Below are 23,952 nucleotides of genomic sequence, written 5' to 3'. Positions count from 1 at the left end.
AGGCGGTGTGGTCGGCCCGGCGGTGGGTGTGGAAGGCGAGGTAGAGGGAGTCGCGACCGCTCGCGGTCGACAGCGGCACGTCGTCCGCCGGCGCCACCCCGATCACCACCCGGAACGAGACCCGGAGGCCGAACCCGACCACCCCCCCCCCCCCCCCCCCCGCCCCGCCCCCCCCCCCACCCAACCCCCGCCGCCGCCCCCCCCCCCCCCCCCCCCCCCCCCCCCCCCCCCCCCGACCGCGGCGCGCCGTTCCGCGCCGACGAGCACATCATCGCCGGCAACACGATCGCCTACGGCGCGACGTCGGGTGAGATCTTCATCCGTGGCGGCGTCGGGGAGCGGTGCTGCGTGCGCAACTCGGGTGCCACGGTGGTGACCGAGGGTGTGGGCGACCACGGCTGCGAGTACATGACCGGCGGCCGCGTCGCCGTGCTCGGCCGGACCGGCCGCAACTTCGCCGCCGGCATGTCCGGCGGCGTCGCCTGGGTCCTCGACCTCAAGGAGCACCGGGTCAACCAGGAGCTGGTCGAGCTCGGCCCGGTGGAGGGTGCGCACGCCGAGGAGCTCGAGCAGCTCGTGCGCCGCCACCACGAGGAGACCGGCTCCGAGGTGGCCGCCGAGCTCCTCGCCGACTGGGCGACCTCGCTCACCCGGTTCACCGAAGTCATGCCGCGCGACTACCGCATCGTGCTCGAGGCCAAGGCCAAGGCCGAGGCCGCGGGGCTCGACGAGGACGGCGTGGCCAACGCGATGATGGAGAGTCTCCATGGCTGATCCCAAGGGATTCCTGAAGCACGACCGCCAGGTTGCCGAGCGGCGACCGGTGGCGGAGCGCGTGCAGGACTGGAACGAGGTCTATCCGGGTGGGATGGGTCGCGCGCTGCTGCCGATCATCACCGAGCAGGCGGGTCGCTGCATGGACTGCGGCATCCCGTTCTGCCACCAGGGCTGCCCCCTCGGCAATCTCATCCCGGAGTGGAACGACCTGGTCTGGCGCGACGACTGGGAGGGGGCCATCGAGCGCCTGCACGCGACCAACAACTTCCCCGAGTTCACCGGCCGCCTCTGCCCGGCGCCGTGCGAGACCGCCTGCGTGCTCGGCATCAACCAGCCGGCGGTGACGATCAAGAACGTCGAGGTGTCGATCGCGGACAAGGCCTGGGAGTCCGGGTTCGTGCGGCCCCAGCCGCCGGAGTGGCTGTCGGGCAGGACGGTCGCCGTCGTCGGCTCCGGCCCGGCCGGGCTCGCCGCCGCCCAGCAGCTCACCCGTGCCGGCCACACGGTCGCGGTCTACGAGCGGGCCGACAAGCCCGGCGGGCTGCTGCGCTACGGCATTCCCGAGTTCAAGATGGAGAAGAAGTACCTCGACCGGCGCCTGGAGCAGATGAAGCGCGAGGGCACCGTCTTCCGGTCGGGCGTCGAGGTCGGCCAGGGCAAGCTGACCGGCGCTGCCCTGCGCGACCGCTACGACGCGGTGGTGCTGGCGATCGGGTCGACCGTCCCGCGCGACCTTCCGGTCCCCGGCCGCGAGCTGGACGGCATCCACCAGGCGATGGAGTTCCTGCCGCAGGCCAACCGGGTCGCGCTGGGCGAGCAGGTGGACGGGCAGATCCGCGCGGACGGCAAGCACGTCGTGATCATCGGCGGCGGCGACACCGGCGCCGACTGCCTCGGCACCTCGGTCCGCCAGGGCGCGGCGTCGATCACCCAGCTGGAGATCATGCCGGAGCCGCCGACCGGCCGCCCCGACGGCCAGCCGTGGCCGACGTACCCGATGGTGTTCCGGGTCTCCTCGGCGCACGAGGAGGCCGGCGACCGCGTCTACTCGGTGTCGACCAAGGAGTTCCTCGGCGACGAGGACGGCAAGGTCCGCGCGCTCCGGATCGTCGACGTGCGGTTCGAGGCCGGCAAGCTCGTGGAGATCGAGGGCACGGAGCGAGAGATCCCGGCCGACCTGGTCCTCTTCGCGATGGGCTTCGTCGGACCGGAGAAGGACGGCCTGGTCGAGCAGCTCGGTCTCGAGCTCGACGAGCGCGGCAACGTCAAGCGGTCCGCTGACTACGCCACCAACGTCGCGGGCGTCTTCGCGGCCGGCGACGCGGGCCGCGGCCAGTCGCTGATCGTGTGGGCCATCGCCGAGGGTCGCGCGGCTGCGGCCGGGGTCGACGCGTACCTGTCCGGGTCGACGCAGCTGCCCGTCCCGGTCCCTCCGACCGCACGACCGCTGGTGGTCTGACCAAGACCACCCCGACGCCGAGCGCACCGGCGCAGACTCCCACCAGGGCTTCACCCGGAGTTTGCGCCGGTGCGCCGTTTCGGCCGCAGCGGCGGTCGATAGGGTGAGGTCGTGCGGAGAGCCAAGATCGTGTGCACGCTGGGCCCGGCCACCAGCTCCGAGCGACGCATCCGGGAGCTGGTCTCCGCGGGGATGGACGTCGCGCGGCTCAACATGAGCCACGGCACCCACGCGCAGCACGCCGAGGTCTACCGCCTGGTCCGTGCCGCTTCGGACGCGAGCGGCCACGGCGTCGGCATCTTCGCCGACCTGCAGGGTCCCAAGATCCGCCTCGAGACCTTCTCCTCCGGGCCGGTGACGCTCGACGCCGGGCAGCGGTGGACCATCACGACCCGCGACGTCGACGGCAACGACGAGATCTCGGGCACGACCTACAAGGGGCTGCCCGGTGACGTGGGGCCCGGCGACCCGCTGCTCATCGACGACGGCAAGGTGCGGCTGCGCGTCGTCGAGGTGAACGACACCGACGTCGTCACGGAGGTCGTCGTCGGGGGCCGGGTGAGCAACCACAAGGGCATCAACCTGCCCGGTGTGGCCGTGTCGGTCCCGGCGCTGTCCGAGAAGGACGCCGAGGACCTCCGGTTCGCGCTGCGGCTGGGCGTGGACTTCATCGCCCTCAGCTTCGTCCGCAACGCCGCCGACGCCGAGGACGTGCGGGTGATCATGCGCGAGGAGGGCGTGCTCCTCCCGGTGATCGCGAAGATCGAGAAGCCGCAGGCGATCGAGAATCTCGACGAGCTGGTCCAGGCCTTCGACGGGTTCATGGTGGCGCGCGGCGACCTCGGCGTGGAGTGCCCCCTGGAGGAGGTCCCGTTCCTCCAGAAGAAGGTCATCGTCGAGGCCCGCCGCAACGCGAAGCCGGTGATCGTGGCGACCCAGATGCTGGAGTCGATGGTCACCAACCCGGCGCCGACGCGGGCCGAGGCGAGCGACGTGGCGAACGCCGTCCTCGACGGCGCCGACGCGGTCATGCTCTCCGGCGAGACCAGCGTGGGGGAGCACCCGATCCACACCGTGGAGACGATGGCGCGGATCATCGCGGCGACCGAGTCCCACGCCCTGGACGACGAGACGTTCAGCCGGTTCGGCCGGATCGAGTGGGACCCCCACACCCGCGCCGGCGTGATCACCAAGGCGGCCGAGGAGGTCGCCCAGCGCGTCGGTGCCAAGTACGTCGTCGCGTTCACCCAGTCCGGTGACTCCGCGCGCCGGCTCGCGCGCCTGCGCAGCCCGATCCCGGTGCTGGCGTTCACCCCGGAGGCGCGGGCCCGCTCGCAGCTGGCGCTCACCTGGGGCGTCGAGGCGTTCAAGACCCACACCGTGGAGCACACCGACGAGATGGTGCGCCAGGTCGACGAGGAGCTGCTGCGGATCGGCCGGGTCAAGGAGGGCGACCTGGTGGTGATCGTCGCAGGCAGCCCGCCCGGCATCCCCGGCTCGACCAACGCGCTGCGCGTGCACCGGATGGGCGACGCCATCAACGAGGTGGCTCCGGCCTACCGGCGTCGCAGCTGAGCGAACACCGGCGCGATGGGTGCCCCGGGTGGGATTCGAACCCACACTTGATGTGGTTTGAGCACATTTCCTCTGCCGTTGGGATACCGGGGCGAGGGCACGGCAAAGGTAGCCGAACGGAGCGTCCGGCCGGCCACCGGGCGGGAGCCACGACCCGGCGGCACCGATAGCCTTGGCACGTGACCGAGACCGCCCCGCATTCCTCGCCGTCGACGCCGCGCTCCGTGGTGATCGCCGAGGACGAGACGCTGATCCGGATGGACCTGGCTGAGATGCTGGTCGAGGAGGGGTACGACGTCGTCGGGCAGGCGGCCGACGGCCAGCAGGCCATCGACCTGGCCGAGCGTCTCCGCCCCGACCTGGTCATCCTCGACGTGAAGATGCCGGTGCTCGACGGGATCGCCGCCGCAGAAGCGATCGCGGGGCGACGGATCGCGCCGGTCGTGATGCTGACCGCCTTCTCGCAGCGGGAGCTCGTCGAGCGCGCCCGTGAGGCCGGGGCGATGTCCTACCTCGTCAAGCCGTTCAACCAGGCCGACCTGGTGCCGGCGATCGAGATGGCGGTGAGCCGGTTCGCCGAGATCCGTCAGCTCGAGAGCGAAGTCAGCGACCTCGCCGACCGCCTGGAGACGCGCAAGGCCGTCGACCGGGCCAAGGGGGTCCTCCAGCAGGAGCTGTCGCTCTCCGAGCCCGAGGCGTTCCGGTGGATCCAGAAGACCGCGATGGACCTGCGCATGTCGATGCGGCAGGTGGCCGAGGGTGTGGTGGCCCACGGCGTCGCCGACGTGTCACGCCCGGATGTGCCCTAGGTAACAGTATTGTCATGATTCGCCGCGGGGGGTGCGCGCTGCTTCCAAGGACAGGTCTGCCGGTGTAGGTTCCCGCGGCAGGACACGTCCGCGGGCATCTTTCGCCCGTCGGCCCAACGTAGGGAAGTGGAGATCGTCTTGAGGCGAAACAAGGTGATGGGCATCGGTGCCACCGCGGCACTCGCCCTCGGACTGACGCTGTCGGCCTGCGGCACCACCGAGGACGGCGGTGGCGGTGGCGGCAGCGACGCCGCCTGCGACTTGAAGCTCGCATACATCGGCCCGATCACCGGACCGGCGTCCGGCCTCGGCACCCCGATCCACCAGGGCGCGCAGCTCGCGGTCGACCAGTACAACGCCGACGCCGAGTGCGACGTCACCCTGGAGAAGCTCGACTCGCAGGGCAACCCGGAGCGCGTGACGGGCCCGGCCCGCAACGCAGCCCAGGACGACGCCGTCATCGGCGTCGTCGGCCCCGCGTTCTCCGGTGAGTCCGAGGCGGCCGGACCGACCTTCGCGGAGGCCGGTCTCCCGACGATCACCCCGTCGGCGACCAACCCGAACCTGGCGGAGCACGGCTGGGACACCTTCCACCGGGCGCTCGGCAACGACGCCACGCAGGGTCCGGCGGCGGCGAAGTACATCCAGGACACGATCGGCGCCGAGCAGGTCTTCGTCATCGACGACGCCTCCGAGTACGGCAAGGGCCTGGCGGACATCGTCCGCGAGGAGCTCGGTGACGCCGTGGTCGGCAGCGACCGGATCCAGACTGGTCAGACCGAGTTCTCCGCGACCGTGACGGCCGCGACCAGCTCGGACGCCGACACGATCTTCTTCGGTGGCTACTACGCCGAGGCGGGTCCGCTGGCCAAGCAGCTTCGCGAGGGCGGCTTCGAGGGCACCTTCGTGGTGGCCGACGGCGTCAAGGACCAGGGCTACCTCGACGGCGCGGGCGCGGCGGCCGAGGGCACCATCATCACCTGCCCCTGCATCCCCGCCGAGGAGGAGGCCGTCGCGGAGTTCGCGGCCGACTACGAGGAGGAGTTCGGCGAGGCACCCGGCACCTACGCCGCCGAGGCCTACGACGCGACGCAGATCTTCCTGGCCGGCATCGAGGACGGGATCTCGGACCGCGAGGCGATGCTCGAGTTCATCAACGAGTACGACGAGCAGGGCATCACCAAGCAGCTCAACTTCGACGAGAGCGGCGAGCCCTCCGACGTCCACGTCTACGCCTACACGGTCAAGGACGGGGAGATCGTCTACGAGAGCGAGATCAGCTGACCCGCTGATCACGATCACCATGCACGGGTGCGGCTGGGGAGCGAAGCTCCCCAGCCGCACCCGCGCCTGACCCGCTCGAGGCCGCAGGAGGCCTGGTGAACTTCTCCTTCTTCTTCGACAACTTCGCCGAGCTCACGATCACCGGGCTTGCGTTCGGGGCGATCTACGCCCTGATCGCGCTGGGCTACACGATGGTCTACGGCGTGCTGCAGCTGATCAACTTCGCCCACTCCGAGGTGTTCATGTACGGCACCTTCGGTGTGCTGTGGGTGGTGATCTTCATGACCGGCGGGAGCTCGGTCGGCGGCATGCACCTCGCGCTCGTGCTCCTCGTGGCGCTGGTCCTGGCGATGGCCATGTCCGCCGGCATCGCGCTGCTCCTCGAACGGATCGCCTACCGCCGGCTCATCAAGCGCGGCGCGCCGCGGCTGATCGCGCTGATCTCGGCGATCGGTGCGTCCTTCTTCCTGGCCGAGCTGATGGGCCAGCGCGACGACGTCGCGGCCTGGTTCGGCCTGCGCGACGACCTCTCCGAGTACGTCGGCGGCGCGCGGATCAACCAGGGCGTCGACATCGTCGACCAGGTCGACCTGTTCACCATCGGCGGCTACACCGTCCGGTCGCTCGACGTGATCGTGATCGTCTCGGCGATCGTGATGATGATCCTGCTCGACCAGTTCGTCCGCCGCTCCAAGCTCGGCCGAGGGATCCGGGCGACCGCCCAGGATCCGGAGACAGCGGCGCTGATGGGAGTCAACCCCACGCGCGCGGTGCAGGCGACGTTCCTCCTGGGCGGCCTGATGGCGGGCGTCGCGGCGTTCCTCTACATGCTGCGGTTCGAGATCACCCGCTTCGACATCGGCTTCCTGCTCGGCGTCAAGGCGTTCACCGCTGCCGTCCTGGGCGGCATCGGCAACCTTCGCGGCGCCCTGCTCGGTGGGCTCATCCTCGGGGTCGCGGAGAACTGGGGGCAGGGCCTGTTCGGCGGCGAGTGGCGCGACGTGATCGCCTTCGTCCTGCTGGTCGCGATCCTGCTGTTCCGGCCGACCGGCATCCTCGGTGAGTCCCTCGGGAAGGCGCGCGCATGAACAAGATCGCCCAGCTGCCCCGGCCGGTGAAGATCGGCCTGTGGATCGCCCTCGCGGTGTTCGCCTACGTGCTGCCGCTGCTGGAGCTGCCGGTCATCTCCACCCAGGGCACCGACTTCGGGTTCGTCCTGTTCCTGTTCACCGTCTACGGCCTGATCGCGGTCGGCCTCAACATCGTGATCGGCTATGCCGGCCTGCTGGACCTCGGCTACGTCGGGTTCTACGCCATCGGCGCCTACACCGCGGCGATCCTGACGTCGTTCCACGCGAGCTGGCCGCTTCTGCTCGCGGTCCCGGCCGCCGTCGCGACGACCACCCTGGCCGGACTGCTGCTGGGCTGGCCGACGCTCCGGGTCCGCGGCGACTACCTCGCGATCGTGACGCTCGGCTTCGGCGAGATCATCCGGCTGACGGCGGTCAACCTCGAGTGGCTCGGAGACTTCCGCGGCATCTCCAACATCGCGAAGCCGCCGAGCGTCGAGCTGTTCGAGGTGCCCCACCTGTTCTGGGGCAACGGCACGGTGCTCCTCGACACCCGGGACACCACGACGTTCCTCGAGTTCAGCGTCGTGGACTCCACGCCCTACTACTGGCTCGGGCTCACCCTGCTGATCATCGCCCTGTTCGCGGACCGGCTGGTCAAGGACAGCCGGGTCGGGCGAGCCTGGGAGGCGACCCGCGAGGACGAGGACGCCGCCGAGATCATGGGCGTGCCGACGTTCCGCTTCAAGCTGCTCGCCTTCGCGACCGGCGCGTTCATCGGCGGGCTCGCCGGCGCGCTGTTCGCCACCCAGAACGGCTTCATCAACCCGGCGGTCTTCCCGCTCCTCACCTCCATCCTGTTCGTCGCCGCCGTCGTGGTCGGCGGGCAGGGCAACCGGTGGGGCGTGCTGGTGGGGGCGTTCCTGATCGCCTACCTGCCGGAGCGGTTCCAGGCCTTCGAGGAGTGGCGGTTCCTGGTGTTCGGCCTCGCGCTCGTCGTGCTGGCCAACTTCCGGCCCGAGGGACTGATCCCGCCCAAGCGCACGGTGCGCGCGCGGCGCATGGAGGCACGCATCGAGCAGCTCGAAGAGGGCGACGGCGAAGGGAGGACGGCTCGTGTCTGACGCCACCACCACACCGACCGGCACGGAGCGGCCCGGGCGGTCGGGCGCACCGGTCCTCGAGGTCGACGACCTGACCATCCGCTTCGGTGGCCTGACCGCCCTCGACTCGGTGTCCTTCCACATCTCCGAGGGCGAGATCCTGGGGCTGATCGGTCCCAACGGCGCCGGCAAGACGACCTGCTTCAACGCGGTCACCGGCGTCTACCGGCCGACGTCGGGGGAGGTCCGGTTCCGCGGCGAGCCGCTGCGGCGGATGAAGCCGCACAAGATCACCCGCACCGGCATCGCGCGCACGTTCCAGAACGTGCGGCTGTTCCCGGCCATGACCGCGCTCGAGAACGTGCTGGTCGGCGCCGACGCCCGGCACAAGACGGGGATCCTCAGTGCGCTCTTCCGGCTCCCGCGGCACCGGCGCGAGGAGCACGACGGGCACGAGCGCGCCGTCGAGCTGCTCGAGTTCATGGGCATCCTCGACAAGGCCGACGAGCTCGCCGCCAACCTGTCCTACGGCGACCAGCGGCGGCTCGAGATCGCCCGCGCGATGGCGACCGAGCCGCAGCTGCTCTGCCTGGACGAGCCGGCGGCCGGCTTCAACCCGGCCGAGAAGGTCCGGCTCATGGAGCTGATCCGCAGGGTCCGCGACCGCGGCTACACCGTGCTGCTCATCGAGCACGACATGAAGCTGGTCATGGGCGTCACCGACCGGATCGTGGTGCTGGAGTTCGGCCGCAAGATCGCGGAGGGCACGCCGCAGCAGGTCCAGAACGACCCTGCCGTGATCGCCGCCTACCTGGGAGTGGAAGAAGACGATGCTTCTTGAGGTCGAGGGCCTGTGCGTCAACTACGGACACATCGAGGCCATCCGTGACATCACCTTCGGGGTGCCCGAGGGCACCGTCACCACGCTGATCGGCGCCAACGGCGCGGGCAAGACCACGACGCTCAAGACGATCTCGGGCATCCACTCGGTGCGCGCCGGCTCGATCAGGTTCGAGGGCAAGGACATCACCCGGCTGCCGCCGTACGAGCGGGTGAAGCTCGGGATCAACCAGTCCCCGGAGGGGCGCCGCTGCTTCGTCGGGATGACGGTGCGCGAGAACCTCGACATGGGCGCCTACGTGCGCAAGGACCGGAACTCGCCGGCCTACCGCGAGGACCTCGACCGCGTGCTCTCGCTGTTCCCGCGGCTCCAGGAGCGGATCAACCAGTCCGCGGGCACCCTCTCCGGCGGTGAGCAGCAGATGGTCGCGATGGGACGCGCGCTGATGTCCCGGCCCCGGCTGCTCCTGCTCGACGAGCCGTCGATGGGTCTGGCCCCCAAGCTCATCCAGCAGATCTTCTCGATCATCACCGAGATCAACCAGCAGGGCACCACGGTGCTCCTGGTCGAGCAGAACGCCGCGCAGGCGCTGAAGCGCTCCTCGGAGGCCCACATCCTGGAGACCGGCGAGATCGTGCGGTCCGGCACCGGCGCCGAGCTCGCCGGCGACGACTCGGTGAAGGCCGCCTACCTCGGCGGCGACGTCTGACCGGCCTCAGCGCAGGAGGGCGGTCGCCTCGACGAGGAGGGGGGCGACCGCGAGCGCGGGGAGCAGGTCGGCCACGGCCACCTGCTTGACGTCGAGCAGGCGGAGGGCCACGCCGACCAGGAGGAGCCCGCCGGTGGCGGTGACCGCGGCGAGATGGGCGTCGGGCAGTACGTCGCCGAGCCCCAGCCCGACGAGGGTCAGGCCGCCCTGCACGACGACCAGGGTGAGCACGCTGGCCGCGACGCCCCAGCCGAACGCCGCGGCGAAGGCGACGGCGGCGAACCCGTCGAGGGCCGACTTGAGATAGAGCTCGTCGGCTCCCTTGCCGAGGCCGTCGTTGAGAGCGCCGAGGATCGTGAGCGGTCCGGTGCAGAAGATCAGCGACGCGACGACGAAGCCCTCGATGAACCGCTGGCGCTCCTCGCCGCCGGCCTCGCCGGCCAGCCGCCGCTGCAGCCAGCCACCGAGCGCCTCGACCCGGTCCTCCAGGCGCAGCAGCGAGCCGGCGATCCCGCCGACGAGGACCGAGCCCAGCACGACCAGCAGGGGAGCGCTGTCGCCGACCTCGTCCGCCAGGCCTGGGTCCAGCACCGCCATCGCCGACGTGCCGGCGATGAGGAGGGTCACCAGGCCGAGCCCGTCGGTGACCAGGTCGCGGGTCCGCTTCGGCAGCCGGTCGCCCGCGACCCGGCCGACGACGGAGCCGACCAGCACGGCGGCGACGTTGACGGCGGTGCCCGTTCCGGGGATCAACCGGAGCCTCCTGGTGTGTCGGCGCCCACGGTCGTGGACGAAGTGTGCGGCGCCCCTGTCGCGCGGGACGGGGCTGAGCGTAGTCTTGCCCGGCGAGGCCGTCCGGACAGCGGGCTCGCTGCAAGGTGACGTGGGGGAGGTTGGACCTTGATGAGTCGTTACTCGTTGTCGCCGCGGGTCGCCACCCGCGAGGATGCGCCGGTGCTGGCCGAGCTGTGGAGCGACGTGCTCCGCCGGGCCGACCGGTCCGAGCAGGTCGCGGACCTGGAGCTGATCATCAAGAGCGCCGCCGCGTCGCCGGAGCAGCGCGTCGTCGTGGTGGACTACGACGGCCAGCCCGCCGGGGCGGTCTACCTGCGACTCACCACGCTCTCACCCCTCAACCTCGACGCCTCGGTGCAGGCGATCCACCCGCGCGTCTTCGACCGCTACCGCCGTCACGGCGTGGGGCGGGCCCTGATGGAGGCCGCGGTGTCGTTCGCCGAGGAGAACGGCGTGCTGCACGTGGCGACCGCCGTCCCGCAGACCTCGCGCGAGGCCAACCGGTTCATGGCACGCCTGGGCCTCGCGCCGGTCGCCAGCTACCGGGCCGCGCCGACGACCCTGCTGCGCAGCCGGGTGAGCCCGCAGCGGAACGGCGAGGCCGGACGGAGCAACAAGGTGCTCGCCGCCCGGCGCTCGCTCCGGCGGTCGCGCGGCACGGACCGGCTGCCGCTCCCGGGCCAGGACCCGGTCGCTCCGGAGTAACGGGCGGAGTAGCGGGCTCAGCCGCGGCTGCCCGGGTCCCGGTCGAGGAGGGCGCACGTGATCCGCGAGGTGCACACCCGTCGGCCCGACTCGTCGGTGATCACCACCTCGAAGCTCGCCATGCTGCGGCCGAGGTGGAGCGGGATCGCGGTGCCGGTGACCCGGCCGGCGGTGGCGGACCGGTGGTGGGTGGCGTTGATGTCGGTGCCGACCGCGAAGCGGTCGGGTCCGGCGTGCAGGGCGGCGGCGATCGAGCCCAGCGTCTCGGCCAGCACGACCGAGGCACCGCCGTGGAGCAGTCCGTAGGGCTGGGTGTTGCCCTCCACCGGCATCGTGGCGACCACCCGCTCCGGCCCCACCTCGACCAGCTCCACGCCCATCTTCTCGTTCAGGGCGCCCATGTTGGAGCGCAGCGAACCGGTCACGTCGTCGGTGCTCGTCATGGAGCCGACCCTAGCGACGACCCCGGCGACCCCGGCGACCCCGGGCGAACGACGGCGGCCCCCGGCGCTGTCGGTCGCCCTCGGTAGAGTCGCAGCGTGCCTGAGCCCGTCCGTCCGCCGCGCCTGCTCCTCCTCGACGGCCACTCGCTGGCCTACCGTGCGTTCTTCGCGCTGCCGGTGGAGAACTTCTCCACCGCGTCCGGACAGCACACCAACGCCGTCTACGGGTTCACCTCCATGCTGGTCAACGTGCTGCGCGACGAGCAGCCGACGCACGCTGCCGTCGCCTTCGACGTCTCCCGCGCCACCTTCCGCAGCGAGGAGTACTCCGACTACAAGGCCAAGCGCAACAAGACCCCCGACGAGTTCCGCAGCCAGCTGCCTCTCATCGAGCGGGTGCTCGACGCCTTCTCGATCCCGTTCCTGAAGGCGGAGGGCTACGAGGCCGACGACATCATCGGCACCCTCGTCACCCAGGCCCTCGCCGACCCGGCCGACGGGATGGAGGTGCTGATCCTCACCGGCGACCGCGACTCCTTCCAGCTGGTCAGCGACCGCTCGACCGTGCTCTACCCCATGCGTGGCGTCTCCGACCTGGCGCGGATGACGCCCGCCGCGGTGCAGGACAAGTACGGCGTGCCGCCGCACCGCTACCCCGAGATCGCGGCGATCGTGGGAGAGACCTCCGACAACCTGCCCGGCGTTCCGGGGGTGGGCGTCGGCTTCGCCGCCCGCTGGATCAACCAGTACGACGGCCTCGACAACGTCATCGCCCACGCCGACGAGATCACCGGCAAGAAGGGCGAGGCGTTCCGCGAGCACCTCGGCGACGTGATCCGCAACCGGCGTCTCAACGCGCTGGTCTGCGACCTCGACCTCGGCGTGACGCCCACCGACCTGGCGCTCCGGCCGTGGGACCGGCAGGCCGCCCTCACCCTCTTCGACGAGCTGGAGTTCCGCGGCGAGCTCCGCACGCGCACGATCGAGACGCTCGCCGACGAGGAGCCGATCGAGGAGGGTGGCTTCGAGCTCGACGGCCGGGTGGTCGCCGAGGGCGGGGTCCGGGAGCTCCTCGAGGGCCTCGCCGAGGAGACCGTCGGAGTCCACGTCCGCGGCAGCTGGGGCGCCGGCACCGGGACGGTCGACGGGATCGCGATCGCCGAGGCCGGCGGCCGGGCGGCGTACGTCGACGTCGCCGCGCTGTCCGCGGACGACGAGCAGGCGCTCGCCGACTGGCTCGCCGACCCGCGGCGACAGAAGGTGCTGCACGACGCCAAGGGACCGACGCTGGCCTTCGCCGCCCACGGCTGGCGGCTCGAGGGCGTGGCCAGCGACACCGCGCTGACCGCCTACCTCGCCCAGCCCGACCAGCGCTCCTACGACCTCGCCGACCTCACGCTGCGCTACCTGCGGCGGGAGCTGAAGGACGAGAGCCATGACGACCAGGCGGCGCTCTTCGACGACGGCGTCGACGTCGGATCGACCGCGATGCTGCACGCGCGGGCGGTGATCGACCTGGCCCAGGCGCTGGAGAGCGAGGTGGAGCGGGCCGGCGGCGCACGCCTCCTCACCGAGGTCGAGCTGCCGCTGGTGCGGGTCCTCGCCAAGCTCGAGCAGACCGGCATCGCCGTCGACACCGACCACCTCACCGACCTCGAGCAGCACTTCGCCGACGAGGTGCGCAAGGAGGCCGAGGAGGCCTACGCCGTGATCGGCAAGGAGATCAACCTCGGCTCGCCCAAGCAGCTGCAGGTGGTCCTCTTCGACGAGCTGGGCATGCCGAAGACCAAGCGCACCAAGACCGGCTACACCACCGATGCCGACGCGCTGCAGAGCCTGTTCGTGAAGACCGAGCACCCCTTCCTCCTCCACCTGCTGCGCCATCGCGAGGTCGCGCGGCTGCGCCAGACGATCGAGGGGCTGCTCAAGACGGTGCAGCCCGACGGGCGGATCCACACGACTTTCAACCAGATGATCGCGGCGACCGGCCGGCTCTCGAGCACCGACCCGAACCTGCAGAACATCCCCATCCGCACCGAGGAGGGGCGCCGGATCCGCGAGGGGTTCGTGGTCGGTGCGGGCTACGACTGCCTGATGACCGCCGACTACAGCCAGATCGAGATGCGGATCATGGCGCACCTGTCCGAGGACGCGCTGCTGATCGAGGCGTTCCGGTCCGGCCGCGACTTCCACGCCGCCACCGCGTCGCGGGTCTTCGACGTGGCTCCGGAGGCCGTGACGCCCGAGATGCGGGCGAAGATCAAGGCGATGAACTACGGACTGGCCTACGGCCTCTCCGCGTTCGGCCTGTCCCAGCAGCTGGGCATCGAGCCGGGCGAGGCCCGGGGCCTGATGGACGAGTACTTCGAGACCTTCGGCGGGATCCGCGACTACCTCGCCGGCGTGGTCGACGAGGCACGCCGCTCGGGGTTCACCGAGACCATCATGGGCCGGCGCCGCTACCTGCCCGACCTCACCAGCGACAACCGGATGCGGCGCGAGACCGCGGAGCGGATGGCGCTCAACGCCCCCATCCAGGGCTCGGCGGCCGACCTGATCAAGGTCGCGATGCTGCGCACCCAGCAGGCCCTCGACGAGGCCGGTCTGCGGTCGCGGATGCTGCTCCAGGTCCACGACGAGCTGGTCTTCGAGGTCGCCGAGGGGGAGCAGGAGGCGCTCGAGGCGCTGGTGCGCGCCCAGATGGCCGGCGCGGCGGAGCTCACCGTCCCCCTCGACGTGTCCGTCGGCACCGGACGCAGCTGGCACGAGGCCGCGCACTAGCCCCCGGCGAGGCGGCGGTGCCGCAGCACCTGGAGGGCCAGCAGGACCAGCACCACCGCGGCGTCCACCAGCGCCACGGTCGCGGCGAGCCCGGTGACGGTGGCGGCGGTGGCGCCCGCGCCGACGAGGGCCGCGACGCCCACGCCGATCAGGTACTTCGTCGTGCGGCCGCGCCGCGCGAGACCGGCGTACACCAGCAGCTGCAGCACCGCCAGGAGGCCACCGAGGACGGCGAACAGCCAGAGCCGGTCCTGCACGCCGGCGTAGTCGTCGCCGCCGATGAAGACCAGCGCCAGGTCGGAAAGGAAGTACGTCGCCACCGCCGCCGCGGCGCCCAGCCCGGTCAGGAACGCCAGCCCGCGCACGACCGCCGACCGGCTCTCGTGGTCGGTGGACATCGAGGGGAAGAGGATCACCACGGCGAACTGCGGCAGGAACAGGACGGCCTTGGTGACGATCAGCCCGCCGGCGTACAGCCCCGCGTCGTGCTCGTCGAGCACGCTGCGCGCCACCACCACGTCGAGGTTCGACAGCGCGATGAACGCGAGCAGGGCCACCGAGCTGGCGACGGTCTCCCGCACCACGTCGCGCCGGACGTGGGCCTCGTGGTCGGGGACCGCCTCGCCGGGCCGGTGCCGCAGCGCGGCCGTGCCGACCAGCACCGGGAGCCAGGAGGCAATCAGCACGGCGAGCATCGCGTTGGTCTCCGTGGGGGAGAGGAGCAGGAACGCCGTGCCGACCAGGACCCGCGGCACGCCGACCGAGACGTAGACCAGCCCCAGGGGCAGCCACCGGCGCTCGCCCTGGAGCACCCCCGCCTGACCGCCCATCACGGTGACCGGCACGACGCACAGTGCCAGCAGCACGGCCGGCAACAGGCTGTCGAGGCGCAGCAGCTGCCACACGGCGGGAGCCGCCGCGAGGGCCACCACGCCGAGGAGGAGCGCGGCGCGCCAGGTCGTGAGCAGCACCGTCCGCTCGATGGCCGCCACGTCGCCCGGCTCCGCGGAGATCCGGCGAGCCGCCGTCGCCTGGAGCCCGAGCTGGAGCACGGAGAGCACCATCAGCAGTGCCATCAGGCTGGCCACGGCGCCGTACTGGCTCGGTCCGAGCAGGCGAGCCGCCACCATCTGGAAGGCGTAGGTGCCGACGTTCATCACGGCCATCGCGATCGCGATGCCGGCCGTGCTGCGGAACAGCCGGCCCACCCGCGAGCGCGAGGCGTCGGCAACGGTCGTCACGCGAGAAGGCTAGGGGGTGCCCGGTGGATCCCTGCATCTCACCCGGTGCCGCATACAGTGACCACCGCCACGCCGGGGGAGGAGGGGTCGACGTGCACGACAGCACCGGGCAGGCAGCCGGGCAGACAGCAGTGCGGACAGCAGGGCGGACGGCCGAGCGCCGTTGCGCCGCGCTGCTGCTCGTCGTCTACGGTGCCCTCGCCCTCCTCGTGCTGGCCGAGAAGTGGGGGCAGACGACCAGCGACACGCGCTTCGAGCTGACCGAGGTGCCGGCCGCGCACCTCGCCGGCACCTTCGCGCTGTGGAACCCCGACGTCTCGCTCGGCGAGCTGCAGAACCAGGCGTACGGCTACCTCTTCCCACAGGGACCCTTCTTCGCGCTGCTCGACCTGGTCGGCTCGCCGGGCTGGCTGACCCAGCGGCTGTGGTCGGTCCTGGTGCTGCTGGTGGCGTGCGAGGGTGCGCGCCGCCTGGCCCGCGCCCTCGGCACCGGCCCGTGGGCGGCAGCGGCGGCGGGGCTCGCCTACGGGCTGGTGCCGCGGCACGTGACCGAGCTCGGCACCCGCAGCGCGGAGATCCTCCCGGGAGCGGTGATCCCCTGGGCCCTGCTGCCGGTGGTGCTGGCCATTGCCGGGCGGATGCGGCCACGCACCGCGGCCGTGCTCTCCGCGGCGGCATTCGCCTTCGCCGGCGGCGTCAACGGTACGGCGACGGCCGCGCCCGCCGCGCTGCTGGCGATCGTCGTCGGCTGGGCCGTCGCGCGTCGTCGGCTCGGCTGGCGGTTCGCCGTCGGCTGGCTGGCCCTGATCGGGGCCGTCAGCGCCTGGTGGCTGGTGTCGCTGCTGCGGCTGGGCGCCTACAGCCCACCCTTCTTCGACTTCGTGGAGGACGCCCGGGCGACGACGTCGACCTCGGGCTTCTCCGCCGTGCTCCGCGGCGCGAGCAACTGGGTCGGCTACATCACCGTCGGTGGCGAACGGTGGTGGCCGGCCGGCTACGACCTCGCCTACGAGCCGTGGCTGGTGCTCGGCACGGGCCTGCTGGCCGTTCTCGGCGTGGTGGGGCTGCTCCGGATGCGTCATCCGCTGCGGACGCCGCTCGTCCTCGCGGCCGCCTTCGGCCTCGCCTGCCAGGTCGTCGCGCACACCGCGGCGCTCGACGGGCCGCTCAGCCAGCTTCTGCAGGACCTGCTCGACGGCCCGCTGGCGCCCCTGCGCAACGTCCCGAAGGTGGACCCGGTGCTGCGCGTGCCCCTCGTCCTCGGGCTCGGCGTCTTCGTCGACGACGCGCTCCGTGCCGCGGCGGGCGCGGTGCGGGGCGGCGGCTGGCGCGACTGGGCCCGCCGCGGTGCCGCCGGGGGGCTCGCGCTCGCCGTCGCGGGCGGACTGGTGGCCGCCGCGCAGCCGATCGCGACGGCGGACACCCGCACCCCCGGCTGGGAGGAGATCCCCGGCTACTGGTCCGAGGCGGCCGACTTCCTCGCGGAGCGCGCCGAGGAGACGCCCGGTGGTGGTGCGACCTGGGTGATCCCGGGCTCCGGGTTCGGCATCCAGCGGTGGGGCTGGACGATGGAGGAGCCGATGGAGGCGGTCGGTCGCACGCCCTGGGTCACCCGCTCCCAGGTGCCCCTGGTGCCCCCGGAGACGATCCGGCTGCTGTCGGCGCTGGAGGCGTTCCTCGAGACCGGCGCCGGGTCGCCGTACCTGCGCCACATGCTCGACCGGATCGGCATCGACACGGTGCTGGTGCGGCACGACCTCGAGCCGGAGGTGTCCCAGGCGACGCCGGCGAGCCTGGTCGGGGTCGCGCTCGGCAGGTCGCCGGGCCTGCAGCGGGTGGGCACCTTCGGGCGGCTGGAGTTCGGTCCGGCGATCGAGGTCTTCGAGGTCGAGCCGGCCGTCGGCGCGGTGGTGGGCGCCGGTGGCTACGACGTCCGCGACATCGACGACACGGTGACCGTCGGCGGCTCGGTGGAGGACGCGGTCGCTGCCGTCGGGTCGGGGCTGGTCGGCCCCGCGCAGCCGATCGTGCTCGCCGGAGAGGAGGGCTGGGAGCAGGAGGCCGACGTGCTCGGCGATCGCTACCGGCTGCGCGAACGCGCCTTCGGGCAGATCCACGACGCCGAAAGCAACGTGATGACGCCCGGCGAGCCCTACCGCGGCGGCCGCGTGGTTCCGAACTACCCGGGTGCGGCCGGTGCGGAGCCCATCGTGGCGCGCTACGAGGGGATCGACGGGCTCGACGCGTCCAGCTCCCGCGGCTGGGCGGACTCGATCGGCATCATCCGGCCGGAGAACGCGCCGTGGTCGGCGGTCGACGGCGACCTGTCGACGTACTGGCAGCCGGCGCCGTTCCGCGAGACCGAGGGCCAGTGGCTCCGCGTCGACCTGGAGGAGCCGCGACGGGTCGGGAAGGTCACCCTGCGCGAGCCGCTGGGGCCGATCGGCATCGACCGCGTGCATCGATGGCGGGTGACGGCCGGTGACGAGAGCCGCACCGTGAGCTCCGACCCGTTCACGGGCGTCGGCACGGTGCGGCTGGACGTCGTGGCCGACGCGGTGCGGGTGGAGGTGGTCGACGCGCCGAGCGAGCAGGCGGCCGTCGGGCTCGCCGAGCTGGAGATCGAGGGCGTCGACCCCGAGCGGACCCTGGTGCTGCCCGAGGTCCCGACCGACGGGCCGCCCGACCTGCTCTTCTCCGCGCGGCCGGAGGTGCGCACCTGCGTCACGACCCTGTTGGCGCCCGACTGCGACCGCTACCGCCGGCGTGCCTCCGAGGAGGCCACCGGGATCGACCGCACGTTCACCCTCGAGCACGGCGGCACGTGGCGTGTCCGGGGCCTCGCGGTGGCCCGCAGCGACGTCGCGACGCTGGACGTCCTGCAGCCGTGGTCGGGGGTACGCATCGACGGGTCGTCGTGGCTCGCGCAGGACCCGACGGTGTCGCCGCGGATGGCCTACGACGCCGACCACTCGACGTCGTGGGTGGCCGATCCGCGCGACCCGGAGCCGACGGTCACGATCGACCTCGGACGCGAGCGCACGCTGCGCCGGCTGGCCGTCAGCCCGCCGGCGGGCGTCGCGGTCCGGCCCGACACCGCGGTGATCCGCGCGGTCACCGACGACGGGGTGGAGGTCCGCCGGGTCGACCTGGGTGGGTTCGGGGCCATCGAGCCGCTGCGCACCCGCGAGCTGACGATCGCCTTCAGCCGCAGCTCTCCCGCGGTCGGGGGCCTCCCGCTCGGCATCGGCGAGCTGCACCTCGGCGGGGCGCGGACGGGCGTGCCGCTCGACGGCGGCGGTACGACGGGCGCTGTCTGCGGGCTGGGGCCGAGGCTGGTCGTGGACGGCGAGGAGATCCCCACCCGCGTCGAGGGGCGCATCGGCGACGTGGTCGCCGCCGGACAGCTGGCGGTGGTGCCCTGCGGCCAGGGACGGCGGCTGACGCTCGACGCCGGCGAGCACCGGGTGCGACTGGAGTCCACCCGCCAGTTCCAGCCGGTCGCGCTGAACCTGGTCGCCGTCGGCCGCGGCGCCTCCGACGACGTGGCGGAGCGCTCGCGGGACGTGCGGCTGGTGTCCGCCGACGACACCCGCGTCGTCCTCGAGCTCACCTCGGGGGAGGCCTCGCTGCTGTCGAGCCCCCACAACGTCAACCACGGCTGGGTGGCGACTCTCGACGGGGAGCGCCTCGAGCCGATCACCGTCGACGGCTGGGCGCAGGGCTGGGTCGTCCCCGAGGGCGCCTCGGGCGAGGTGCAGCTGGTGTTCGCGCCGCAGCGGGGCTACCTGGTCGCCCTGCTCGGCGGGCTCGTGCTGCTGGGCCTCGTGCTGCTCGTTGCGGCCGGCATCCTGGTCGGTGCCGCGGTCCGCCGGCGACCGCTCGCGACGCCCGGGCCGGACGCCGGGTCGCCGCTCGCTGTGCCCGGTGCCCGTCGCCGCCGGCACCTCCGGCGGGGCCGGGCCGTGGTCGCCGGGGTGGTGCTCGTCGCCGGCGCTGCCGGCTGGCTGGTCGGGGGACCGGTGGTCGGTGTCGCGACGGCGGCCGGGGTCGTGCTCGCCCGTTGGCCGCGCGTCCTCCAGGGCGTGGTGGGTGCCGTGCTCGTCGGGGCGCTGGTGGCTCACGTGGCGCTGCTGGCCGAGGAGGCGCAGCGGGCCCCGCGGGCGATCGACCTCCTCACCGGTGCGGCCCTGGGCGCGGCGCTGGCGGCGGCCGTGGTCCGGCGTCCGGGGCGCGACCCCGGGCCACCGCCGTGAGCCGGCTCTCGCGGCGCTCCGCCGTCGATCTCCTGCTGGCGGCCGTGCCGGCGCTCGTCGTGCTGGGTCCGCTCCTCGCCGGCCCCGGATACTGGCTGGTCGGCGACATGGTGTTCGTGCCCGAGCAGCCGTGGAAGGCCGCGTGGCTCGGGCTCGACGGCTCCCTTCCGCGCGCGGTGCCGATGGACGCGCTGGTCTCGCTCGCGACGCAGGTGGTCCCGGGCAGCGTGGTGCAGCGCCTGCTGCTCGTCGGTGGCTTCCTGCTCGGCGGCGTCGGCGTCGCGCGGCTGGTCGGCGACCACCGGTGGTACGCCCGGGCCGCGGCGGTGCTGCTGCTGTGCTGGAACCCATGGGTCTACGAGCGCCTGCTGATCGGGCAGTGGGCGATCCTGCTGGGCTACTTCCTGCTGCCCTGGGTCGCGCTCGCGGCCCTGCGGCTGCGGCGGGACCCGCGCGCCTGGGGACGGTCGGCCTGGGCGCTGACCGCGTCCGCCGTCTGCAGCCCGTCGAGCGGGGTGATGGCGGTCGCGGTCCTGGCGGTGCTGGCGCTGGGCCGCGACCCTCGCACCTGGTGGCGCGCGGCGGCGGTCGCCGTCGTCGCGAACCTCACCTGGGCGGTCCCGGCACTCACGGCGCCGAGCGTCCAGGTCTCCACCGAGGGCGTCTTCGAGGGCTTCGCGGCGCGAGCGGAGTCCGCGGCCGGCGTCGCCGCCAGCCTGCTGTCGCTCGGCGGCATCTGGAAGACCGCGATCCTGCCGGGCGAACGCACCAGCGCGGTGGTGGTGCTCCTGTCCTGCCTGGTCTCCGTCGCAGCGCTGGTCGGCCTGCGCCGGGCTCGCCGGGGCCGGCAGGACCTGACCCGGTGGCTGGGCCTCGCCGGCGGCGCCTACCTCGTGGCCCTGGCGCCCGCCGTGCCCGGCGGAGCCGGAATCCTGGAGGCCGCCGGCGACGTCGTGCCGGGGCTGGCCCTGCTGCGCGACTCGCACCGCTTCCTGGCCCCGCTCGGGCTGGTGCTGGCCGTGGGCGCGGCCGGGGCCGCGACGGGTCTGGCCGAGCGGGTGCGGCCGGGCACCGGGGCGCTGTGGAGCGGGGTCGCGCTCGTCGTGGTGGCGCCCGTGCTGCTCCTGCCGAGTCTCGCCTGGGGTGCGGCAGGCGAGCTGGAGCGGTCGTCGTACCCGGCGGCGTGGAGCGACGTGGCGGCCCTCGTGGGGGAGGAGCCGGACGACGGAGCCACCGTGGTGCTGCCCTGGGCCGGCTCCTACCGCGGCTTCGACTGGAACCACCGCCGGGCGGTGCTCGACCCGGCGCCGCGACTCCTGCCGGGCGTGGTCCTGGTGGACGACAGCGTGCTGCTCCGCGACCGGGTCGTGCCCGTGGAGGACCCGCGGGTCCGGTCCGTCGGCGAGGCGCTCGACGCCGCGACGCCCGAGGCCGCGGCGTCGGCCCTCCGCGCCGCCGGAGTGCGCTGGGTGCTCGTCGAGGAGGGCATGGCGGCCGGGGAGGCGCCGGCCGGCCGCGTCGTCCACGACGCCGCGGGCCTGCGGCTGGTCGACCTCGCGGCCGGCGGCCCGGTGGCGGGGCCGCCGAGCACGGTCGTCCCTGCCGTCGCCGGGTGGCGGCGGTGGGTGGTCGGCCTCGGACACGCCGCGACCTTTCTTCTCGTTTGTTTTGCTTTTCACCACCACCGAGGTCATACTTCGACCCAGAAGTAACGGGCATCACATTCATGAGGGACATGGGGAGTGATGCTCTGTGCCGGTCTTTGGGAGGGGACCAGCGCATGAACACGATCATTGCTGCCGCCGTCGGGGCGCTCGCCTCGACCGCCATCCTCGTCGCCGGCGTCAACGCCGCGCAGGGTGACCAGAAGCCCGTCTCGAACGAGAAGCTCTACAGCTACTCGGACCAGTAGCACCCAGCCGCGCCCGTCCTGAGGACGGTCGCGGCCGCCTTTGTCGCGCGCCTTCATGGGAGGGGGGCGCGCAAGCAGACGGCTTGGGAGGGTCCGATGCTGCAGATCGTCATCCCGGCGTACAACGAGGAACGCCGTTTGCCGCGGACGTTGCGGGGGCTTCGCCGCTACGTCGCCGGCCGTCGTGGCGTGCTCGGCCGCGTCGAGGTGATCGTCGTGGACAACGCGAGCACCGACCGGACGGCGGAGGTCGCCCGGGACGCCGACAGCGCCGCGCTCCCGGTGCGCGTGATCCGCTGCGCGGTGCGCGGCAAGGGTGCCGCCGTGCGCGCCGGCCTGCTCGCCACCGACGCCGACCTGGTGTGCTTCATGGACGCCGACGGTGCCACCGGCCTGGACGCGCTCGAGACGGCGTGGCGCTCGGTGCGGACCGGCGCCGACGTGGTGATCGGCTCCCGGGCCCTCGCCGCCAGCGAGACCGAGGTGCGGCACTGCCGCACCCGCTCCTCCGGCGCGGCGGCCTACCGGCGCGTCGCCGGCCGGCTGCTGCCGGGCATCGCCGACACCCAGTGCGGCTTCAAGGTGTTCGCCGGCGACCTGGTCCGCCGGGTGGCGCCGCTGCTCTCCGCTCGCGGCTTCTCCTTCGACGTCGAGCTGCTCGTGCTGCTCCGCGCCGCCGGTGCCCGGATCGAGGAGATCCCGGTGACCTGGGTCGACGTCCCCGGGTCCACCTTCGTCCCCGCCCGGCACGGTGCCGGGGCGTTCGCCGAGCTCGCGCGGATCGCCTGGCGCAACCGCGAGCTCGTTGGGGCCGACCGGCCCGCGAAGGTGGCTGCCGGCGCTCGGAGCCCGATGCCGCTGCCCGTGTCGGCCGCCCTGCCCGCCGGCCTCGCGGCCGCCGTGGTCCCGCTGGTGGTCGCCGCCGACGGCCGCGAGAGGAGCCGGTGATGGGCCCGCGTCCGGTGCCGTCCTCCCGCCTCGCCGGCCGGCGCGTGGTGGTCGTCAACTGGCGCGACCTCGAGCACTCGCTCGCCGGCGGAGCGGAGATCTACGCCTGGCAGTACGCCCGTGGCCTGCAGGAGGCCGGCGCCCTGGTGACCTTCCTCACCGCCCGCGACGAGGGGCAGACCGCCCGCGACGTGCGCGACGGCATCCCCGTGCGGCGAGGTGGCGGAGCGCTCGGCTTCTACCTGTTCGCGCTGCTGTGGCTGCTGCGCCACCGCGCGTCCATCGACGCGGTGATCGACCCCGCCTGCGGGCTCCCGTCCTTCTCGCCGCTCGTCCTGCGGCGGGGGACGCCCGCCCTGCTGATCATCCACCACGTGCACCAGGCCCAGTTCGGCGTGCACTTCCCCGCGCCGGTCGCCGCGTTCGGGCGCTGGCTCGAGCGCGTCGCGATGCGCCGCGTGTACCGACGCCACACCACGGCCGCCGTGTCGCACTCCACGCGCGAGGAGATGCGCGCGCAGCTCGGGTGGACCGGCGACGTCCGGATCCTCGAGAACGGCGCCGACCTGCCGTCGTACGACGCCGGGCGCGCCGCCGACAAGGACCCCGACCGCGTCGTGGTGCTCGGCCGCCTGGTCACCCACAAGCGGGTCGACCTGGTCCTGGACGCCGTCGGGAGCCTCGCGGGCCGGCCCGAGCTGGCCGGCCGGACCCTCGAGGTCGACGTGATCGGCCAGGGCCCCGAGCTCGAGCGGCTCGCCGCGCTGGCCGCGGAGCGGGGCCTGGACCAGCGCGTCACCTTCCACGGCTACGTGCCGGTCGAGGCCAAGGAGGCCCTGCTGGCGCGCGCCGCGGTCCACGTCTGCGGCTCCGACGCCGAGGGCTGGGGCCAGGCCGTGATCGACGCCGCCGCCTGCGGCGTGCCGACCGTCGCACGCGACGTGCCCGGCCTGCGCGACTCGATCCGGGACGGCGAGAGCGGCTGGCTGGTGCCCGACAGCACCGACCGCGACGTGCTCGTGGCCCGGATGGCCGACGCGCTGGCCGAGGCCCTGGTCGCGGCCGCCGAGCCGGCCGCGCGGGTCGCCCGGGCCGACGCCTGCCTGGCGTGGGCCCACAAGTTCGACTGGTCGCGGATGCGCAGCAGCGCCCGCGACCTGACCACCGAGATCGTCTTCGGGCACGCGGCCGCGCTGCCCGCCCATCACCAACCACGCGATGTCCGCGTGGCCGTCTGAGAGGTT

The 23,952-nt window shown here is 73.0% G+C and carries 18 protein-coding genes, 1 tRNA gene and 1 pseudogene; 16 read left to right on the top strand and 4 right to left on the bottom strand.

Annotation, left to right across the window (positions count from 1 at the left end; all coding sequences use genetic code 11):
• Window positions 1-231 precede the first annotated feature (231 nt).
• From ACPOLA_RS04895 to pyk, 3 genes and pseudogenes are all read left to right on the top strand, one after another.
• A pseudogene (locus ACPOLA_RS04895) lies at window positions 232-774 on the top strand (GltB/FmdC/FwdC-like GXGXG domain-containing protein); the annotation flags it as partial.
• Entirely contained in the window at window positions 767-2,236 is a 1,470-nt protein-coding gene (locus tag ACPOLA_RS04890) for a glutamate synthase subunit beta (RefSeq protein ID WP_435769273.1), read from the top strand. The pseudogene ACPOLA_RS04895 and the gene ACPOLA_RS04890, both read left to right, overlap by 8 nt.
• Before the next feature lie 111 nt (window positions 2,237-2,347).
• On the top strand, window positions 2,348-3,811 hold the full coding sequence (gene pyk / locus ACPOLA_RS04885; protein WP_435769272.1) for a pyruvate kinase: 1,464 nt from the start codon (window positions 2,348-2,350) through the stop codon (window positions 3,809-3,811).
• Between the two features lie 20 nt (window positions 3,812-3,831).
• On the opposite strand, the gene ACPOLA_RS04880 is transcribed toward pyk, so the two are convergent.
• A tRNA-Leu gene (locus ACPOLA_RS04880) sits at window positions 3,832-3,904 on the bottom strand.
• Between the two features lie 86 nt (window positions 3,905-3,990).
• Here ACPOLA_RS04880 and ACPOLA_RS04875 point away from each other — a divergent pair.
• From ACPOLA_RS04875 to ACPOLA_RS04850, 6 genes are all read left to right on the top strand, one after another.
• Window positions 3,991-4,620, top strand: a complete 630-nt coding sequence (locus ACPOLA_RS04875; RefSeq protein WP_435769271.1) for an ANTAR domain-containing response regulator — start codon at window positions 3,991-3,993, stop codon at window positions 4,618-4,620.
• 126 nt (window positions 4,621-4,746) lie between these two features.
• Window positions 4,747-5,904 carry a branched-chain amino acid ABC transporter substrate-binding protein gene (locus tag ACPOLA_RS04870; RefSeq protein ID WP_435769270.1) on the top strand — a complete coding sequence of 386 codons (1,158 nt, stop codon included), beginning with the start codon at window positions 4,747-4,749 and terminating at the stop codon, window positions 5,902-5,904.
• A 95-nt stretch (window positions 5,905-5,999) separates the two neighbouring features.
• Window positions 6,000-6,992, top strand: a complete 993-nt coding sequence (locus ACPOLA_RS04865; protein WP_435769269.1) for a branched-chain amino acid ABC transporter permease — start codon at window positions 6,000-6,002, stop codon at window positions 6,990-6,992.
• Window positions 6,989-8,098 carry a branched-chain amino acid ABC transporter permease gene (locus ACPOLA_RS04860; protein WP_435769268.1) on the top strand — a complete coding sequence of 370 codons (1,110 nt, stop codon included), beginning with the start codon at window positions 6,989-6,991 and terminating at the stop codon, window positions 8,096-8,098. The genes ACPOLA_RS04865 and ACPOLA_RS04860 overlap by 4 nt, the downstream gene beginning before the upstream one ends.
• Window positions 8,091-8,918, top strand: a complete 828-nt coding sequence (locus ACPOLA_RS04855; RefSeq protein WP_435769267.1) for an ABC transporter ATP-binding protein — start codon at window positions 8,091-8,093, stop codon at window positions 8,916-8,918. Before ACPOLA_RS04860 ends, ACPOLA_RS04855 begins: the two co-directional genes overlap by 8 nt.
• Window positions 8,908-9,627, top strand: a complete 720-nt coding sequence (locus tag ACPOLA_RS04850) for an ABC transporter ATP-binding protein (RefSeq protein ID WP_435769266.1) — start codon at window positions 8,908-8,910, stop codon at window positions 9,625-9,627. Before ACPOLA_RS04855 ends, ACPOLA_RS04850 begins: the two co-directional genes overlap by 11 nt.
• Before the next feature lie 6 nt (window positions 9,628-9,633).
• Here ACPOLA_RS04850 and ACPOLA_RS04845 read toward each other — a convergent pair whose 3' ends face one another.
• Entirely contained in the window at window positions 9,634-10,380 is a 747-nt protein-coding gene (locus ACPOLA_RS04845; protein WP_435769265.1) for a DUF554 domain-containing protein, read from the bottom strand.
• A gap of 150 nt (window positions 10,381-10,530) precedes the next feature.
• Here ACPOLA_RS04845 and ACPOLA_RS04840 point away from each other — a divergent pair, with 150 nt between their 5' ends.
• Entirely contained in the window at window positions 10,531-11,127 is a 597-nt protein-coding gene (locus ACPOLA_RS04840; protein WP_435769264.1) for a GNAT family N-acetyltransferase, read from the top strand.
• A gap of 17 nt (window positions 11,128-11,144) precedes the next feature.
• On the opposite strand, the gene ACPOLA_RS04835 is transcribed toward ACPOLA_RS04840, so the two are convergent.
• Entirely contained in the window at window positions 11,145-11,570 is a 426-nt protein-coding gene (locus ACPOLA_RS04835; protein WP_435769263.1) for a hotdog fold thioesterase, read from the bottom strand.
• Between the two features lie 96 nt (window positions 11,571-11,666).
• Between ACPOLA_RS04835 and polA the strand changes: the two genes are divergently transcribed.
• Window positions 11,667-14,351: a DNA polymerase I gene (gene polA / locus ACPOLA_RS04830; RefSeq protein ID WP_435769262.1), complete on the top strand. Its 2,685-nt coding sequence runs from the start codon at window positions 11,667-11,669 to the stop codon at window positions 14,349-14,351.
• Here the strand turns inward: polA and ACPOLA_RS04825 are convergent.
• Window positions 14,348-15,592, bottom strand: a complete 1,245-nt coding sequence (locus ACPOLA_RS04825) for a lipopolysaccharide biosynthesis protein (RefSeq protein ID WP_435769261.1) — start codon at window positions 15,590-15,592, stop codon at window positions 14,348-14,350. The genes polA and ACPOLA_RS04825 overlap by 4 nt on opposite strands.
• Before the next feature lie 92 nt (window positions 15,593-15,684).
• Between ACPOLA_RS04825 and ACPOLA_RS04820 the strand changes: the two genes are divergently transcribed.
• The 5 genes from ACPOLA_RS04820 to ACPOLA_RS04800 all read left to right on the top strand — a co-directional run bounded on the left by ACPOLA_RS04820 (window position 15,685) and on the right by ACPOLA_RS04800 (window position 23,946).
• The gene (locus ACPOLA_RS04820; protein WP_435769260.1) at window positions 15,685-19,848 is read left to right on the top strand and encodes an alpha-(1->3)-arabinofuranosyltransferase domain-containing protein; all 4,164 of its coding nucleotides are present in this window, start codon (window positions 15,685-15,687) and stop codon (window positions 19,846-19,848) included.
• The gene (locus ACPOLA_RS04815; RefSeq protein WP_435769259.1) at window positions 19,845-21,560 is read left to right on the top strand and encodes an MmpA family trehalose lipid delivery protein; all 1,716 of its coding nucleotides are present in this window, start codon (window positions 19,845-19,847) and stop codon (window positions 21,558-21,560) included. Before ACPOLA_RS04820 ends, ACPOLA_RS04815 begins: the two co-directional genes overlap by 4 nt.
• Before the next feature lie 68 nt (window positions 21,561-21,628).
• Window positions 21,629-21,760, top strand: coding sequence for a hypothetical protein (locus tag ACPOLA_RS04810; RefSeq protein WP_435769258.1), 132 nt, complete (start codon window positions 21,629-21,631; stop codon window positions 21,758-21,760).
• Between the two features lie 96 nt (window positions 21,761-21,856).
• A complete protein-coding gene (locus tag ACPOLA_RS04805) occupies window positions 21,857-22,708 on the top strand; it encodes a glycosyltransferase (protein ID WP_435769257.1) in 852 nt (283 codons plus the stop codon).
• A complete protein-coding gene (locus tag ACPOLA_RS04800; RefSeq protein ID WP_435769256.1) occupies window positions 22,708-23,946 on the top strand; it encodes a glycosyltransferase family 4 protein in 1,239 nt (412 codons plus the stop codon). Before ACPOLA_RS04805 ends, ACPOLA_RS04800 begins: the two co-directional genes overlap by 1 nt.
• Window positions 23,947-23,952: the final 6 nt, after the last annotated feature.

This window comes from Nocardioides proteolyticus (assembly GCF_051280635.3).
Taxonomy (GTDB): domain Bacteria; phylum Actinomycetota; class Actinomycetes; order Propionibacteriales; family Nocardioidaceae; genus Nocardioides.
The sequence above is the reverse complement of the archived record's forward strand: the minus strand, read 5'-3'. Positions and strand labels throughout refer to the sequence as shown.